Origin of the sequence: Streptomyces zhaozhouensis (assembly GCF_900230195.1) — a bacterium.
In the GTDB taxonomy this organism is placed as follows: domain Bacteria; phylum Actinomycetota; class Actinomycetes; order Streptomycetales; family Streptomycetaceae; genus Streptomyces; species Streptomyces zhaozhouensis.
Genome location: NZ_OCNE01000006.1, coordinates 201,781 through 216,379, shown reverse-complemented (window position 1 = coordinate 216,379; position 14,599 = coordinate 201,781). Strand labels below are relative to the sequence as shown.

At 74.4% G+C, this 14,599-nt stretch carries 15 protein-coding genes and 1 pseudogene; 14 read left to right on the top strand and 2 right to left on the bottom strand.

The features are described 5' to 3' along the window. Window positions 1-25: 25 nt before the first annotated feature. The 5 genes from CRP51_RS11955 (at window position 26) to CRP51_RS11935 (ending at window position 4,718) form a co-directional block, all read left to right on the top strand. The gene (locus CRP51_RS11955; protein ID WP_097231076.1) at window positions 26-565 is read left to right on the top strand and encodes a DUF3995 domain-containing protein; all 540 of its coding nucleotides are present in this window, start codon (window positions 26-28) and stop codon (window positions 563-565) included. A gap of 100 nt (window positions 566-665) precedes the next feature. Further along, a complete protein-coding gene (locus CRP51_RS11950; RefSeq protein WP_097231075.1) occupies window positions 666-1,292 on the top strand; it encodes a hypothetical protein in 627 nt (208 codons plus the stop codon). Beyond that, window positions 1,289-2,515, top strand: a complete 1,227-nt coding sequence (locus CRP51_RS11945) for a cytochrome P450 (protein ID WP_097231074.1) — start codon at window positions 1,289-1,291, stop codon at window positions 2,513-2,515. The genes CRP51_RS11950 and CRP51_RS11945 overlap by 4 nt, the downstream gene beginning before the upstream one ends. A gap of 117 nt (window positions 2,516-2,632) precedes the next feature. Continuing rightward, a complete protein-coding gene (locus tag CRP51_RS11940) occupies window positions 2,633-3,895 on the top strand; it encodes an acetylxylan esterase family protein (protein WP_097231073.1) in 1,263 nt (420 codons plus the stop codon). 217 nt (window positions 3,896-4,112) lie between these two features. Further along, on the top strand, window positions 4,113-4,718 hold the full coding sequence (locus CRP51_RS11935) for a DUF998 domain-containing protein (protein ID WP_097231107.1): 606 nt from the start codon (window positions 4,113-4,115) through the stop codon (window positions 4,716-4,718). A gap of 258 nt (window positions 4,719-4,976) precedes the next feature. On the opposite strand, the pseudogene CRP51_RS11930 reads toward CRP51_RS11935, so the two are convergent. Further along, window positions 4,977-5,480 (bottom strand): annotated as a pseudogene (locus CRP51_RS11930) (Dyp-type peroxidase); the annotation flags it as partial. 602 nt (window positions 5,481-6,082) lie between these two features. Here CRP51_RS11930 and CRP51_RS28810 point away from each other — a divergent pair. After that, complete coding sequence (locus CRP51_RS28810; protein ID WP_170970518.1) at window positions 6,083-6,280, top strand: hypothetical protein; 198 nt, start codon at window positions 6,083-6,085, stop codon at window positions 6,278-6,280. A gap of 190 nt (window positions 6,281-6,470) precedes the next feature. Here the strand turns inward: CRP51_RS28810 and CRP51_RS11915 are convergent, their stop codons facing one another. Further along, a complete protein-coding gene (locus CRP51_RS11915; protein WP_097231072.1) occupies window positions 6,471-6,929 on the bottom strand; it encodes a DUF4396 domain-containing protein in 459 nt (152 codons plus the stop codon). 210 nt (window positions 6,930-7,139) lie between these two features. Between CRP51_RS11915 and CRP51_RS11910 the strand changes: the two genes are divergently transcribed. The 8 genes from CRP51_RS11910 to CRP51_RS28315 all read left to right on the top strand — a co-directional run bounded on the left by CRP51_RS11910 (window position 7,140) and on the right by CRP51_RS28315 (window position 14,566). Continuing rightward, window positions 7,140-7,418, top strand: a complete 279-nt coding sequence (locus CRP51_RS11910; protein WP_097231071.1) for a heavy-metal-associated domain-containing protein — start codon at window positions 7,140-7,142, stop codon at window positions 7,416-7,418. 67 nt (window positions 7,419-7,485) lie between these two features. After that, window positions 7,486-8,442 (top strand): DUF8832 domain-containing protein, encoded by a 957-nt coding sequence (locus CRP51_RS11905; RefSeq protein WP_097231070.1) that lies wholly within the window; start codon window positions 7,486-7,488, stop codon window positions 8,440-8,442. A 114-nt stretch (window positions 8,443-8,556) separates the two neighbouring features. Further along, a complete protein-coding gene (locus CRP51_RS11900) occupies window positions 8,557-10,932 on the top strand; it encodes a heavy metal translocating P-type ATPase (RefSeq protein ID WP_097231069.1) in 2,376 nt (791 codons plus the stop codon). Between the two features lie 49 nt (window positions 10,933-10,981). Then, complete coding sequence (locus tag CRP51_RS11895; protein WP_097231106.1) at window positions 10,982-11,317, top strand: ArsR/SmtB family transcription factor; 336 nt, start codon at window positions 10,982-10,984, stop codon at window positions 11,315-11,317. After that, window positions 11,317-12,054 (top strand): cation efflux transmembrane domain-containing protein, encoded by a 738-nt coding sequence (locus tag CRP51_RS11890; protein WP_097231068.1) that lies wholly within the window; start codon window positions 11,317-11,319, stop codon window positions 12,052-12,054. Before CRP51_RS11895 ends, CRP51_RS11890 begins: the two co-directional genes overlap by 1 nt. After that, window positions 12,051-12,791 carry a VOC family protein gene (locus CRP51_RS11885; protein WP_097231067.1) on the top strand — a complete coding sequence of 247 codons (741 nt, stop codon included), beginning with the start codon at window positions 12,051-12,053 and terminating at the stop codon, window positions 12,789-12,791. The genes CRP51_RS11890 and CRP51_RS11885 overlap by 4 nt, the downstream gene beginning before the upstream one ends. A 53-nt stretch (window positions 12,792-12,844) precedes the next feature. Continuing rightward, window positions 12,845-13,750, top strand: a complete 906-nt coding sequence (locus tag CRP51_RS11880) for an aminoglycoside phosphotransferase family protein (protein WP_097231066.1) — start codon at window positions 12,845-12,847, stop codon at window positions 13,748-13,750. Window positions 13,751-13,777: 27 nt separating this feature from the next. Beyond that, on the top strand, window positions 13,778-14,566 hold the full coding sequence (locus tag CRP51_RS28315) for an excalibur calcium-binding domain-containing protein (RefSeq protein ID WP_107500841.1): 789 nt from the start codon (window positions 13,778-13,780) through the stop codon (window positions 14,564-14,566). Window positions 14,567-14,599: the final 33 nt, after the last annotated feature.

The following is a 14,599-nucleotide window of genomic DNA, read 5'->3' as shown; positions in this document are numbered from 1 at the left end:
ACCCCCACACGAAGGAACGCACACGATGACCGCGAGCACCGCCGAGAGGCCCAGGGGCGCCAAGGCGCCGGGCCGGATCTTCACCACCCCGCCCGAGCACGTGCGGGACCCGGGCGGCGAGAAGTGGTGGGCCTACACGGCCGCCCTGTGGATGCTGATCTTCGCCGGTTTCCACGCCTACTGGGCGCTGGGCGGCACGTTCGGCCTGCCGCCGGGCGAGACGCTGCGGGACAACCTGCCGCTGTTCATCATCGACATCATCGCGATCCCGATGAACCTCGGCGGCGCCGCGCTGGCTCTGGCGCTGGTGCAGCGCTGGGGCCTGCACATCCGCCGCTTCTGGCTGCTGCTGGGCGGCTGGGGCTGCGCGGCGCTGATGGTGGTGCACGCGCTCCCGGCGATGTTCGGCCTCGTCGAGTTCTGGCTGGACATGCGGGACACCCCGCTGGAGGGGCTGGAGCGGTTCAGCCTGCTGGTCTACGAACCGTTCTGGATGCTCGGCGGCGTCCTCTTCGCCTTCGCCAGCTGGTACTACCAGCGCCGCACCCGCCCGGTCACCCCCTGAGCCAGCGGGTACCACTCCGCACACATCAGCGAGACGCACCACAGAACGACCCCAGGAAACACCCCCGTCGAAGGAACCCAGAGGGAACGAGGCAGCTGCCATGACGGCCACCCGACTCGACGAACTCATCCCCGAGTGGGACGTGCGCGACCGGCACACCCAGCCCGTGCGCGCCCCCCGGGCCGAGGTGCTGCGGACGGCCCGCGAACTCCAGTTCAAGGACCTGCCGATGATGCACCTGCTGATGCGGGTCGGCACCCTGGGCACCAAGCGGGGACAGGGCAAGCGCCCGTTCCTGGACAGCATGGTCGCGGGCGGCTTCAGCTGGCTGCACCGCGACGACGACGAGCTGATCGTCGGGGCCGCCGTCCGCACCGGCGGCTCCGACAAGGGCCCGTCCCCGCTGGGTGACGACCCGTTCACCGGCTTCCAGCGGCTGACCGAGCCGGGCCACTACAAGGTCGCCTTCAACTTCCGTGTGGACGACGGGGAACTGTCCACCGAGACGCGCGTGATCAGCACGGACGACGCGACCAGGCGCAAGTTCGCACGCTACTGGAAAGTCATCCGGCTGCCCAGCGGGGTAATCCGCATCGAGTGGCTCCAGAGCATCCGCAAGGAGTCCGAGCGGCGTGCCGCCGCCGGCCCCCAGGGGCCCGCCGCCGAGCAGCCGCCGACGGCACGCGACGACCAGACCACCAGAACCCCGGGAGAGCAGTCCGCATGACGACCATCGACCTCGCCTCGGCGCCCGACCCGCTGACGGTCGACCTCACCGACCCCGGCACGTTCGTCCGGGACGACCTGCACGAGATGTGGGCCCGCTTCCGCGCCGAACGGCCGGTCCACCGGCACCCGGAGACCCCGGGCCGGCCGCCGTTCTGGGTGGTCACCCGGTACGCCGACGCGATGTCCGTCTACAAGGACAACAAGAACTTCACCTCCGAGCGCGGCAACGTCCTCGCCACGCTGCTCGCCGGCGGCGACTCGGCGGCGGGCAAGATGCTCGCCGTCACCGACGGCGCGCGCCACCGCGCGATCCGCAACATGATGCTCAAGTCCTTCTCGCCGCGCGCCCTCCAGCACGTGGTGGCCGGCGTCCGCAAGCGCACCAGCGACCTGATCGGGCAGGTCGTCGCGAAGGACTCCTTCGACTACGCCAGGGAGGTCGCCGAGCACATCCCGATGGGCACCATCTGCGACCTGATGGCGATACCCCCGCAGGACCGGCCGCAGCTGCTGGCGTGGAACAAGAAGACCCTCAGCTCCGAGGCGGAGAACGACTCCCTGGACGACCAGGTGATGGCCCGCAACGAGATCCTGCTCTACTTCTCCGACCTGGCCCGCCACCGCCGCCGCAACCTCGGCGACGACGTGCTGTCCACGCTGGTCACCGCCGAGATCGACGGCGAGCGGCTGAGCGAGGAGGAGATCATCTTCAACTGCTACAGCCTGATCCTCGGCGGCGACGAGTCCAGCCGGGTCTCCTCGATCAGCACGGTGCTGGCGTTCATCCAGCACCCCGAGCAGTGGCGGCGCTTCAAGGCCGGCGAGGTCAGCACCAACGTCGCCACCGAGGAGGTGCTGCGCTGGGCGACCCCCGCGATGCACTTCGGGCGGCGGGCGCTGGTGGACGTCGAGGTCGGCGGCGAGCGGATCGCGGCCGGCGACATCGTCACCCTCTGGAACACCTCGGCCAACTTCGACGAGTCGGTCTTCCCCGACCCGTTCACCTACGACCTGGCCCGCACCCCCAACAAGCACCTCACCTTCGGCTACGGCCCGCACTTCTGCCTGGGCGCGTTCCTCGGCCGCGAGGAGCTGAAGGCGCTCCTGGACGAGCTACGGGAGAACGTCGCCACGATGGAGCTGGTGGGCACGCCGGAGCGGATCCGTTCCAACTTCCTCTACGGCTACCGGAACCTCCCCGTCAGCTTCGGGGCCGCCTGACGCCACCCCGCGGGGGTGGGGTTGGGCCCACCCCCGGACACCCGCTGGACCCCGTGCGCCCCGCCGCCCCCGGCGTCAGCCTGGAGGAGTACGGAGTACGTCGAACGGGTGGGGACGATGGGGATGCGCGGGGCGCGGAAGACCTGGATCGTGGCAGCGGCGGCGGGCCTCGCGGTGGCCGGCGCGGTGCCGGTGGTCGCGGCGGTGACACAGGACGACGAGGGGCCGGCGGAGACGACCGCGAGGGAGTCGGGGGAGCGCGGCGCGCTCGTCGACGCCGAGCCGTTCTTCTCGCTGGCCGACGGCGAGGCCGCGGCCGACGAGCTGACGGGAAACGGCTTCGACGCCTCCCACGCCGAGCACGGCGTCGACCTGTGGCGGCTCACCTACCGCACGGTGGACGCCGAGGGCGCGCCCACCACGGCCAGCGGGGTGCTGGCGCTGCCCCGCGACGCGGGGCAGCGGCTCCGGGCGGTCTCCTACGCGCACGGCACCGAGGTCGACCGGGGCGCGGCCCCCTCCGTCAACCGCGGCTTCGCCACCGCGCCCCCCGTCGCCTACGCCTCGGCCGGCTACGCGGCCGTCGCCCCCGACTACCTGGGCATGGGCGAGGGCCCCGGGCCGCACCCCTGGATGGACGTGCCCTCGGAGACGACCGCCTCGCTGGACCTGCTGCGCGCGGCGCGCGCGTTCGCGTCCGAGGAGGGCCGGGAGCTGGCGCCCGAGGTGCTGGTGACCGGCTTCTCGCAGGGCGCGTCGGCGGCGCTCGGCCTCGGCCGCGAGCTGCGCGACGGCGGCGACGACTACTTCGGGCTCGGCGCGCTCGCCCCGGTCAGCGGCGGCTACGACTTCGCCGCCAGCCAGCTGCCCGCCGTCCTCGACGGCCGGGTCGCCCCGCAGTGGGCGGTGGCCTACAGCGCGTACCTGTTGGTGGCGTTCGACCGGCTGCACGACGTGTACGAGACCCCGGCCGACGTCTTCCGCGCGCCGTACGCCGACACCGTCGAGGAGCTGTTCGGCGGCGACCACCCCGGCGAGGAGGTCATGGCCGGCCTGCCGGGCTCCCTCGACGAGCTGCTGACGGACGAGGGCCGCCGGCTGCTGGCCGAGCCGACCGGTGCGATGGCCGACGCCCTCGCGGAGCTGGACGGCGTCTGCTCCGACTGGGACCCCGAGGCGCCGCTCACCCTCTGGGAGGCCACGGACGACGAGCAGGCGGTCAACGAGAACACGGACGCCTGCCTCGCCTCCTTCCGCGCCGCCGGCGTCGACCCCGACCGGCGCGACCTCGGCGAGGTCGACTTCGAGGGCTCCCGCCACATCGGCTCCCACGTGGCGGCCGTCCCGGAGATCATCCACTGGTTCGACGGGATTTCCTGAACCCGGTGCCGGCGGCACGCCGAAGCCGGGATGGCCCCCTCAACTCCCGTGCGGATGTGTGGGCTTGGCGACGCGGTGTGGTGTCGGGTTAACGTTTGCATCGGCAACTCCCTCGGCTATCCTCTCTGTTCGTGGGCCACGCATGGTGGACTCGGGTGATTCGTGGGGCACGGGGAGGGCGGCCGTCCTCTCCGTGCGCGCGGGCGGGGGTGGCACGGTGACGTTGCTTCTGTGGGGTGGCGCCTTGGCGGCGTGGCTGTTCATCGTGACGTTCGTCCTGGACGGTTGGACCCGGCCGGGTTACCGGCCGGTGCGGCACCCGGTCAGCGCGTTGGCGCTCGGGTCGCGCGGTTGGCTTCAGACGGGCAACTTCGTGGTGTGCGGTCTGATGATCACCGGCGCGTCGGTCGCCCTGGCCGGCGAGCTGGACAGCGTGGCGCTCGCGGTGGTGGTCGGGGTGTTCGGGATCGGGGTGATCGCCTCGGGGGTGTTCCCGATGGACGCGATGCGCGGGTACCCGCCCGGCACCCCGGACGAGACGCCCGCGGAGACGTCGTCGCGTCACAAGCTGCACGACTGGGCCGGCGTGCTCGTCTTCGGCCTTGTCCCGGTCGCGGCGGTCGTCGCGGCCTTCGTGCTGCCCGGGACCGGATGGAAGTGGTACTCCGCCCTGACCGCCGCCGCGACGGTCGTGGGCTTCGTGGCGTTCGGCCAGACCTTCGAGCAGGACCACCCGCGCGCCGGTCTCGTCCAGCGCGCGACGATCGTCGTCGGCTGGACCTGGCTCGGCGCGGTGTTCGCCCACGCGGCGCAGGGGGGTTAGGCCGCCTCGTTTGGATCTTCGCGGGGGCGCGACGCCAGCTACGGCACCTCGCTGCGTTACCGAATCGCGCGAATACGACCAAGTATGAGCTGCGATCCGGCGCCTTGCGATGCACCGCATCTGACGCCGCGCCCTGATCCACGAAAATCCAAACGAGACGACCTAGGCCGGCCGGGCAGCCGGAGCGACGGGCACCGCCTGATCGGGTGCGCGGGGCGTGTCCGGCGGCGGAGGTCGCAGGTGGTGAGCGCGGAGGAGTCAGCCGAACAGGCCGGAGCCGAGCGGGCGTTGCGGAGTGTAGCCGGGGAGGATCAGAAAGGTCGCGCTGGCGGTCGTGGTGGTGAAGGGCAGCAGCGCGTCGGAGGTGTCCATGCGGGCGAGCGTGGCGGTGAAGGTCCGCAGGTCGTTCTGGAAGCTGATGAAGAGCAGACCGGGGGCGGGGGCGTCGATGCTGTAGGAGCGGCGGAGCATGTGGCCGACGCCGACCACGGTGGGGTTCGCCCTGCGTACGTGAGCGTCCACGGGGACGAGATAGCGCCCCTCGGGCGTCTTGGCGTTGAGTCCGGGGGCCGAGTCGACGCTGCCGCCGGAGAGGGGCTCGCCGCCGGCCCGGCGCCGTCCGAAGACCGCCTCCTGCTCGGTGACGGACAGGGCGGCGAACCGCGTCAGGTCGATCTCCATGCGCCGCAGGACGGCCAGGGTGCCGCCCGCGACCGCCGGGGGGCCGGCCAGCCACAGGTCGCGTTCCTGGCGACGATCAGTCTCCTGGACGCCGATGGCGAGCAGGTCGCCACGACCACGACCGATGCCGCCGGTGAGTACTACTTCGGCGGGGTCGGCGCGGAGTACGAGCTGACGCCGGGCGCCGAGTACACCGTGCGGTTCGATGTCTGCACGGCGGACACCAGTGAGGTACCGGGCCAGCCGGCCGCCGCCGACCTCCGGTCGGCTCTGCGAGGGCTACGCCCCGGTTACCGCCCCGGACACACCAGGAGGGGGCGATCACACGATCGACGCCGGCGTGCACATCCCGGAGCCGGAACCCCCGGCGGAGCCCACTGACCCCCCGGCGGAGCCGACTGACCCCCGGCGGAGCCTGTGGACCCGGAGCCCAACGCTCCGGAGCCCCACGCCCCGGCACCGGACCGACCGGGACCGGGCGGCAGTCTCGCCCAGACCGGTACGTCCGGACTCGGAAGCATGGTCGCCCTCACCGCCGTGCTGCTCGGCACGGGCACGGCAGCGGTCCTCTTCACCCGTCAGCGGCGCGCGCGACACCACTGACACCCGCGACACCCGCGACACCCGACGGGCCGGTGCGCCGCACCGGCCCGTCGGCCTGTCCGGCGTGCGGCAGAGGGCCCGTGCCCCGCTGCGTGCACGTCTTCACGGTGGGCGAGGTCGCCCTCGTGCAGGAGCGGCGGCACGGCGCCGAGCGCCAACGGCAGCGCGGTCTCAGCGAGGTCGACGAGGTCGACGAGATCGACCTCGCATCCCCCGTGCGCCTCGGCCTGTTCGACGGCCCAGGTGGCGGCCACCGGGCCGAACCTGCTCTCCCCTGACGCTGCCGGTGAGCACGGCCAGGCGGGGCGTCTCGGTGCTGGTGGTCATGAGTCCCCCTTGGTCTCGTCCCGCTCGGGTCTCGTCGGGCGCGGCACGAGCCGCGCCCGGCTCGACGAGTCTTCGCCGGACGGCGGGGGAGAGGCAGGCCGCGCTGAGACGGGCCCTGGTGGCGCCACCCTGGCCTCGCGGTCAGCGCCCGTGGTGGCGGTGGACCACCGCGTGGCCTCGGCCTCGGGCGATCAGGTGGCGGTTGACGGGGACGGTGGCGACGAAGGCGAGGGCCAGGGCGAGGGCGAGGGACCACCAGAAGAGGTGGTCGTCCAGGTGGGCGTCCATCGCGCCGGGGAGCAGGAGCAGCACCGCGTTGTCCACCAGTTCCATCGTCGCGATGGAGAGGGTGTCGGCGGCGAGGGCGACGCCGAGCGCGGCGCCGAGGGTGAGTCCGGAGCGGAGCACGGACCGCAGGGTGAACGAGTAGCCGAAGACGAAGGCGAGGGCGATCGCCAGCAGCAGCGTGGGGACGTTCGTCCAGCCCAGCGCCGTGCCGATCGCCATGCCCGACACCTCGCCCACGGCGCAGCCGGCCAGGCAGTGGCCGGTGGCCCGGAGCGCGGGGCGCCAGCCGGTGGGGGCGGGGGGAGTGTCCATGGCCGGCGAGCCTACCCGCGCCCGCCATTCCCCCGGGGGGTATCTTGTCGACGGGCGCGTCGTCGCCCGGGTCGGCGGCGGTGCGCTTGACTTATACCCCCCAGGGGTATTCTATGGGGGGTGTCGCCGGGTGCTCCGGCGACACCGAGGGGCCCGAGAGGTCCGAGAGGTCCGAGAGGCTTGAGAAGCCCGAGCGACAGGAGATCCGTCATGAGCGCACCCACCGCGGGCACCGTGGAGAGCAGCTACACCGTGGAGGGCATGACCTGCGGCCACTGCGTCAGCGCGGTCACCGAGGAGGTCGGCGCGCTGGACGGCGTCGCCGAGGTGCACGTGGAGCTGGCCAGCGGGCTGCTCCGGGTGGTCAGCGCGGCGCCGTTGGACCGCGCGGCGGTGGCCGGGGCCGTGGACGAGGCGGGTTACCAGCTGACGCCGGCCGCGCCGGCCGGGGCCGAGGGCGGCTGCTGCGGCGGTGGCGGCTGCCACTGAGGGCCCGCCGCCCCCACCGGGCGGCGGGCGGGAAGCAGGACAGGCGACGGCAGACGGGACGAGCAGCATGAACACCGCGATCAGGGTCGGCGCCTTCGGCGCGGGGGTCGCCCTCACCTTCGGCGCCGCGTTCGGCGTCGGCCGACTGGTCGGCAGCCCGGTCGACGAGCGGCCGCCCGCGGCCCACCACGGGGACGAGCGCGAGCCGGGCGCGCACGGTGAGGGCGCCGGCGGGCATCCGGCGCCCGGTGGTCTCCAGATCTCGGAACGCGGCTACACCCTGGTCCCGCCCGAGGAGCCGCCGACCGCGGGTGAGGAGACCGAGCTCTCCTTCCGGATCGAGGGACCCGACGGCGAACCGCTCACCTCCTTCCAGGTCAGCCACGAGAAGGAGCTGCATCTGATCGTGGTGCGCCGCGACCTGACCGGCTTCCAGCACCTCCACCCGGAGTCGGGGCCCGACGGCGTCTGGTCCGTTTCGCTGACCCTCGACGAGGCCGGCTCGTACCGGATGTTCGCCGACTTCCTTCCCGAGGGGGAGGAGGACGGCCTCACCCTCGGCGCCGACCTCGCCGTCGCGGGCCCGCACACCCCCGCGCCGCTGCCGGAGCCGGCCGCGACCGCCGTCGTCGACGACTACACCGTCACCCTGGAGGCGGCGGACGGCGAGGTGCGGGCCGGCGCCGAGACCGCGTTGACGCTGGACGTCCGCAGGGACGGCGAGCCGGTCACCGACCTGGAGCCCTATCTCGGCGCCTACGGCCATCTGGTCGCGCTGCGCGCCGGCGACCTCGGCTACCTCCACGTGCACCCGAGCGGCGAGCCCGGCGACGGCACGACGCCGGCCGGGCCCGGGATCACCTTCCGCACCACCGTGCCCAGCGCGGGCGACTACCGCCTCTACCTGGACTTCCAGCACGAGGGGCGGGTGCGCACCGCCGAGTTCACGCTCCGGGTCGACGCCGACGCCGACGCCGACGCCGACGCCGACGCCCCCGAGCACGGCACCGAGCACGGGCACTGAGCCCCGCCCGCCGCGCGCCCGCACGGAAGCGACGGGGCGCCCGCACGGAAGCGGCCGCGACCACGCACGGAACGACGACCCGCACGGAACGACGACGGAGAGAAGCAGGGAACCATGAGCAGCACCGAGACCGCCGCGCCCGGCGCCACGCACCAGGTCGAGTTGGCCATCGGGGGCATGACCTGCGCCTCCTGCGCCAACCGCGTGGAGCGTCGGCTCAACAAGATGGACGGCGTGACGGCCACGGTCAACTACGCCACCGAGAAGGCCAGCGTCAGCTACCCCGAGGGCGTCACGGTGGACGACCTGGTCGCCCGCGTCGAGGCCACCGGCTACACCGCGGAACCGCCGCGGCCCCCCGCCCCCGTGACCGACGCCGCGGACGAGGGCGCCGACCCGGCCGCCGACCCCGCCGAGGAGGGTCGGCTGCGCGCGCTGCGGCAGCGGCTGCTGGCCTCGGTGGTGCTCACGGTGCCGGTCGTCGCGCTGGCCATGGTGCCGGCCTGGCAGTTCACCCACTGGCAGTGGATCTCCCTGGCCCTCGCCTGGCCCGTCGTGCTCTGGGGCGGCTGGCAGTTCCACCGCGCCGCCTGGACCAATCTGCGGCACGGCGCCGCCACCATGGACACGCTGGTCTCGCTCGGCACGTTGGCCGCGCTCGGCTGGTCGCTGTACGCGCTGCTCTTCGGGACGGCGGGTGAGGCGGGGATGACCCACCCGTTCCGGCTGACGGTCGAACGGGTCGACGGCGGCGGCAACATCTATCTGGAGGCGGCGGCCGGCGTCACCACGTTCCTGCTCGCCGGCCGCTACTTCGAGGCTCGCGCCAAGCGCCGCTCGGGTGCCGCGTTGCGCGCGCTGCTGGAGCTGGGCGCGCGCGACGTCGGGCTGCTGGTGGACGGCCGCGAGGAGCGGGTGCCGGTCGAACGGCTCGCCGTCGGCGACACGTTCGTGGTGCGGCCGGGCGAGAAGATCGCCACGGACGGGGTGGTGGTCGAGGGCTCGTCGGCGGTCGACGCCTCGATGCTCACCGGCGAGTCGGTGCCGGTCGAGGTCGGCGTCGACGACGAGGTCACCGGCGCGACGATCAACGCCGGCGGCCGGCTGGTGGTGCGCGCCACCCGGGTCGGCGCCGACACCCGACTGGCCCGGATGGCGCGGACGGTCGAGGAGGCGCAGAACGGCAAGGCCCGGGTCCAGCGGCTGGCCGACCGGATCTCCGGGGTCTTCGTGCCGCTGGTGATCGCGCTCAGCGCGGGCACCCTCGGCTTCTGGTGGGGCACCGGCGAGGGCGCCTCGGCGGCGTTCACGGCGGCGGTGGCCGTGCTGATCATCGCCTGCCCGTGCGCGCTCGGCCTGGCCACGCCGACGGCGCTGCTGGTCGGCACCGGGCGTGGCGCCCAACTCGGCGTGCTGATCAGGGGCCCCGAGGTGCTGGAGTCCACGCGCCGGGTCGACACCGTCGTGCTGGACAAGACCGGCACGGTCACCGAGGGCCGGATGACGCTGCTGTCCGTGGTGGCGGCCGACGGCGCGCGCGAGGACGAGGTGCTGCGGCTGGCGGGCGCGCTGGAGGACGCCTCCGAGCACCCGATCGCCCGCGCGGTGGCCGAGGCGGCGCGGGAGCGTTCCGGGGCGCTGCCGACGCCGGAGGAGTTCGTCAACGTCGAGGGGCTCGGCGTGCGGGGCGTCGTCGAGGGCCGCGCGGTGCTGGTCGGTCGGGAACGGCTGCTGGCCGAGGAGGAGTTGGCCATGCCGCCCGAGCTGGCGCGGGCGATGGTCGAGGCGGCGGACGAGGGCCGCACGGCGGTCGCCGTGGCCTGGGACGGCGCGGCGCGCGGGGTGCTGGTGGTCGCCGACGCGGTGAAGCCGACGTCGGCCGCCGCCGTCGCGGAGCTGCGCCGGCTTGGCCTGACGCCGATGCTGCTGACCGGCGATCACGCGCGGGTGGCCGCCACGGTGGCGCGTGAGGTCGGGATCGAGGAACGCCATGTGATCGCCGAGGTGCTGCCCACCGACAAGGCCGACGTGGTCGCCCGGCTGCGCGCCGAGGGCCGGGTTGTGGCGATGGTCGGTGACGGCGTCAACGACGCGGCGGCGCTGGCCACCGCCGACCTGGGCCTGGCGATGGGCACCGGCACGGACGTCGCCATCGAGGCGGCCGACCTGACCCTGGTCAGCGGCGACCTGCGGGCCGCCGGTGACGCGATCCGCCTGGCCCGGCGGACGTTGACCACCATCCGGGGCAACCTCTTCTGGGCCTTCGCCTACAACGTCGCCGCCCTGCCGCTGGCGGCCGCCGGCCTGCTCAACCCGATGCTCGCCGGCGCGGCGATGGCCCTCTCCTCGGTCTTCGTCGTCACCAACAGCCTCCGCCTGCGCGGCTTCCGCGCGGCGCGGACCGAGGCACCCCGGAGCGCGGGGACGGCGGGGACGGCGGCAACGACGGGGACGGCGGGGACGGCGGGGACGGCGGGGACCGGGGCCTGATAGTTCAGCACTCTATGAATTCAGGGATTCCTGTACTAACGTGGGCCGGGTGCTCACCGTCGCTTCCGACATCGAGGTGCTGACGCGGTTCGGCCGCGCGTTGGCCGACCCCATCCGCTGCCGGCTGCTGCTCGCGCTGCGCGAGTCGCCGGCCCATCCGTCCGATCTCGCCGACCGGTTGGGGATCTCCCGGCCGAGGCTGTCGAACCATCTGGCGTGCCTGCGCGACTGCGGCCTGGTCGTCGCCGTTCCCGTCGGGCGCCGCACCCGCTACGAGCTGGCCGACGAACGCCTCGGGCACGCGCTGGACGATCTGCGCGCCGCCGTGGTGGCGGTCGCGGCCGACCGGAGCTGCGCGGAGGCCGAGGAGAAGGGCTGCTGCTGATGGCGACGGGACCGATACCGCTGTCCCTCGGCCCCTCGCCGACGCGCCGGGACGTCCTCACCCGCCGCATCCGGTGGCTGGTCGCCGCCACCATCGCCTACAACGTGGTCGAGGCGGTCGTCGCGCTCACCGCGGGGGCGCTCGCGTCCTCATCCGCGCTGGTCGGCTTCGGACTGGACTCGCTGGTCGAGGTCTCCTCCGCCGCCGCCGTCGCCTGGCAGTTCTCGGCCGCCGAACCCGCGGTGCGGGAAGCCCGCGAGGCGCGGGCGCTGCGCGTCATCGCCTGCTCGTTCTTCGCGTTGGCCGGCTATGTCTCCTTCGAGGCGATCCGCACACTGGCCGGCGGCCACGAGGCCGACGCCTCCCCGCCCGGCATCGTGCTCGCCGCGCTCTCCCTGGCGCTGATGCCGTTCCTCTCCGCCGCGCAGCGCCGCGCCGGCCGCGAACTCGGCTCCGCCTCGGCCGTCGCCGACTCCCGGCAGACGCTGCTGTGCACCTATCTCTCCGCCGTGCTGCTGGTCGGCCTGGTGGCCAACGCCACCCTCGGCTGGTCCTGGGCCGACCCGGTCGCCGCCCTGGTCATCGCCGCGCTGGCGGTCAGGGAGGGCCGCGACGCCTGGCGCGGGAAAGCCTGTTGCCCCGTTCCCCGCGCCGGTGGCACGGTCGTGGGCGTCCCGGCCGACGGGGGCGACCGCTCCTGCCACGGCTGCCACGCCGACGTCGAGGAGCACGCGTGAACGACCCGGGTCCGGCGCACGGGTTCCGCTGGATGGACCTGAAGGTCACCGACCCGGCCGGCGCCGCCGCGTTCCTGTCGCCGGCGCTCGGCTGGGAGTTCGCGGTGGACGAGACGGACTGGCGCCGGGCCACCGTGATCTCGGTGGGCGGCCACCGGATCGGCGGCGTGAGCGACCTCTCCCACCCGGTCTATCCGCCGGGCACACCCGCCCATGTCGCCTACTACCTGGCGGTCGACGACGTCGACCGGTGCGCCGGGACGGCGACCGCGCACGGCGCGCGCGTGGTCGTCGAGCCGTTCGACGCGGGCGACCGGGGCCGCGTGGCGACGCTGGTCGACCCGCAGGGGGCGGCGTTCTCGCTGTGGCGGCCGCGCGTGCCCGACGGGTGGGGCGGCCTGCCGCCGGGCCTCGCCGGGGCGCCGCACCACATGGTGCTGGCCTGCGAACGTCCGGACGAGGCCCGGGAGTTCTACCGGCGGACGACCGGTTCCGCGCCGCGCGCCGCCGCGTTCGTCACCTCGCGCGCACCGGGCGCCGAGCCGCGCTGGGAACTGGCCGTCGCCGTCGACGCGCTGGACGCGCTCGTCGCCCGCGTGCGACGGGACGGCCGCGGCGACGTCACCCGACTCCCCGGCGGGGAACGCCCTCCGGAGGCGGTGCTGCGCGGGCCTGAGGGGCTGACCTTCCGGGTCTGCGGGCCCGGGTTGAGCGCACGGGGTGAGTGCACCGGTTGAGCGCCACCGGCTGAGCGCACCGGCTGAGCGCCACCCGGCTACCGTGGGCCGGCATGACACACGCCGACACCGAGATCACCGCCGAGCTGGTCACCGCGCTGCTGCGCGAGCAGCACCCCGATCTGGCCGACCTGCCCGTGGAACTGGGGGCGCGCGGCTGGGACAACCAGCTGTGGCGGCTCGGCGACGACCTCGCGGTGCGCCTGCCCTGGGCGACGGAGTCGGCCGACGCGCTGCTGCGCAAGGAGTTCGCGCTGCTGCCGGCGCTCGCCGAGCGGCTCCCGCTGCCGGTGCCCGTCCCACGGCGGCTCGGCGAGCCCTCGCCGCGCTTCCCCCGGCCCTGGATCGTCACCACCTGGGTGCCGGGCGCGCCGGCCGACCTGGCGCCGGTGACCCGGGGGCGGGAGGCGGCCGCGACGCTGGCCGCGTTCCTCACCGCGCTGCACCGGCCCGCCCCCGAGGGCGCGCCGGCCGGCCGGCAGCGGGGCGGGCCCCTGGCCGAACACGCGGCGGGCTTCGCGCACTTCCTCGCCGCCGGCGTCGCGGCGGGGCTGGTCCCCGACCCGGACGCGGCCCGCGCGCTGTGGGCCGACGCGCTGGCCGCCCCGGAGTGGTCAGGCCCCGCCGTCTGGCTCCACGGCGACCTGCACCCGGCCAACGTCCTCACGGCCCGGGGAACGCTCTGCGGCGTGGTCGACTTCGGCGACCTCTGCGCGGGCGACCCCGCCTACGACCTGTCCGCCGCCTGGCTGCTGCTCCCTGACGACGCGGCCGACGAGCTCCTCGCCGCCTACCGGCCGGACGCCGGCCACGCGACGGTGCGCCGCGCCCGGGGCTGGGCGCTGGCGCGCGTGCTGGCCGCGCTCCAGATCGCGCAGGCCGGACTGGAGGGCCGCCCCGGCGGCAAACCCACCTGGGGCCCACCCGCCACCGCCGCCCTGCACCGCCTCACGGCCTGAAGCCCGGCGGCGGCCGACACCGAGGCGGTGGTCGACGAGGCACCGCGCGAGGTGGCCGACTATGTCGGCCAGAACCTGGCGGTCGCCCGCGAGGCGGCGGAGGCGGCCGGGTACCAGACCGCCTCCCATGACGCCACCGAGGGCGACGCGACACAGAACGTCTCCGAGGAGTGGACCGTCTGCTTCCAGACTCCCGAGGCAGGCGAACCACTCATACCGGGGGAGAGGATCGACTTCGCGACGGTGCGCGAGGGCGAACCCTGCCCGACGGCGGACGGCCTGGCCGTGCTGACGCCGACGGTGCCCTCCGTCGTCGCACTGGACTACGCGGAGGCCGTGGAGCGTCTGGCCGAGGTCGGGCTGAACGACGTGGAGGGCCACGGCTCCTACCGCGACGTGGAGCTGCCGGACGAGTACGACGACTGGCTCGTCTGCTTCCAGCGCCCTGCGGCAGGAAGGCAGATCGCGGAGCGGGAAGCGACGACCGCGCGGCTCTCCCTGGTCGAGCCCGGCACCGACTGCCCGGCGGCCGACAACGAACGGCTCAATCCCGAGCCCGAGCCGGAGCCGGAACCCGAACCGGAACCCCAGCCGGACCCCGATCCCACGACGGGCGGCGGCGGTTCTGGTGGCTCCGACAGCGGTGGTTCGGGGAGTCCTGGCGGCTCGGGTGACGACGACTCGGACGGCGGCTCGGCGTACTACGAGAACTGCGACGCGGTCCGCGCGGCCGGGGCCGCCCCGCTGTACCGCGGGGAACCTGGCTACGCCCGGCACCTCGATCGCGACGGCGACGGTGTGGCCTGCGAGACCTGACGTGCCGTGGCGCCCGGCGGGCACCTCGCCCCG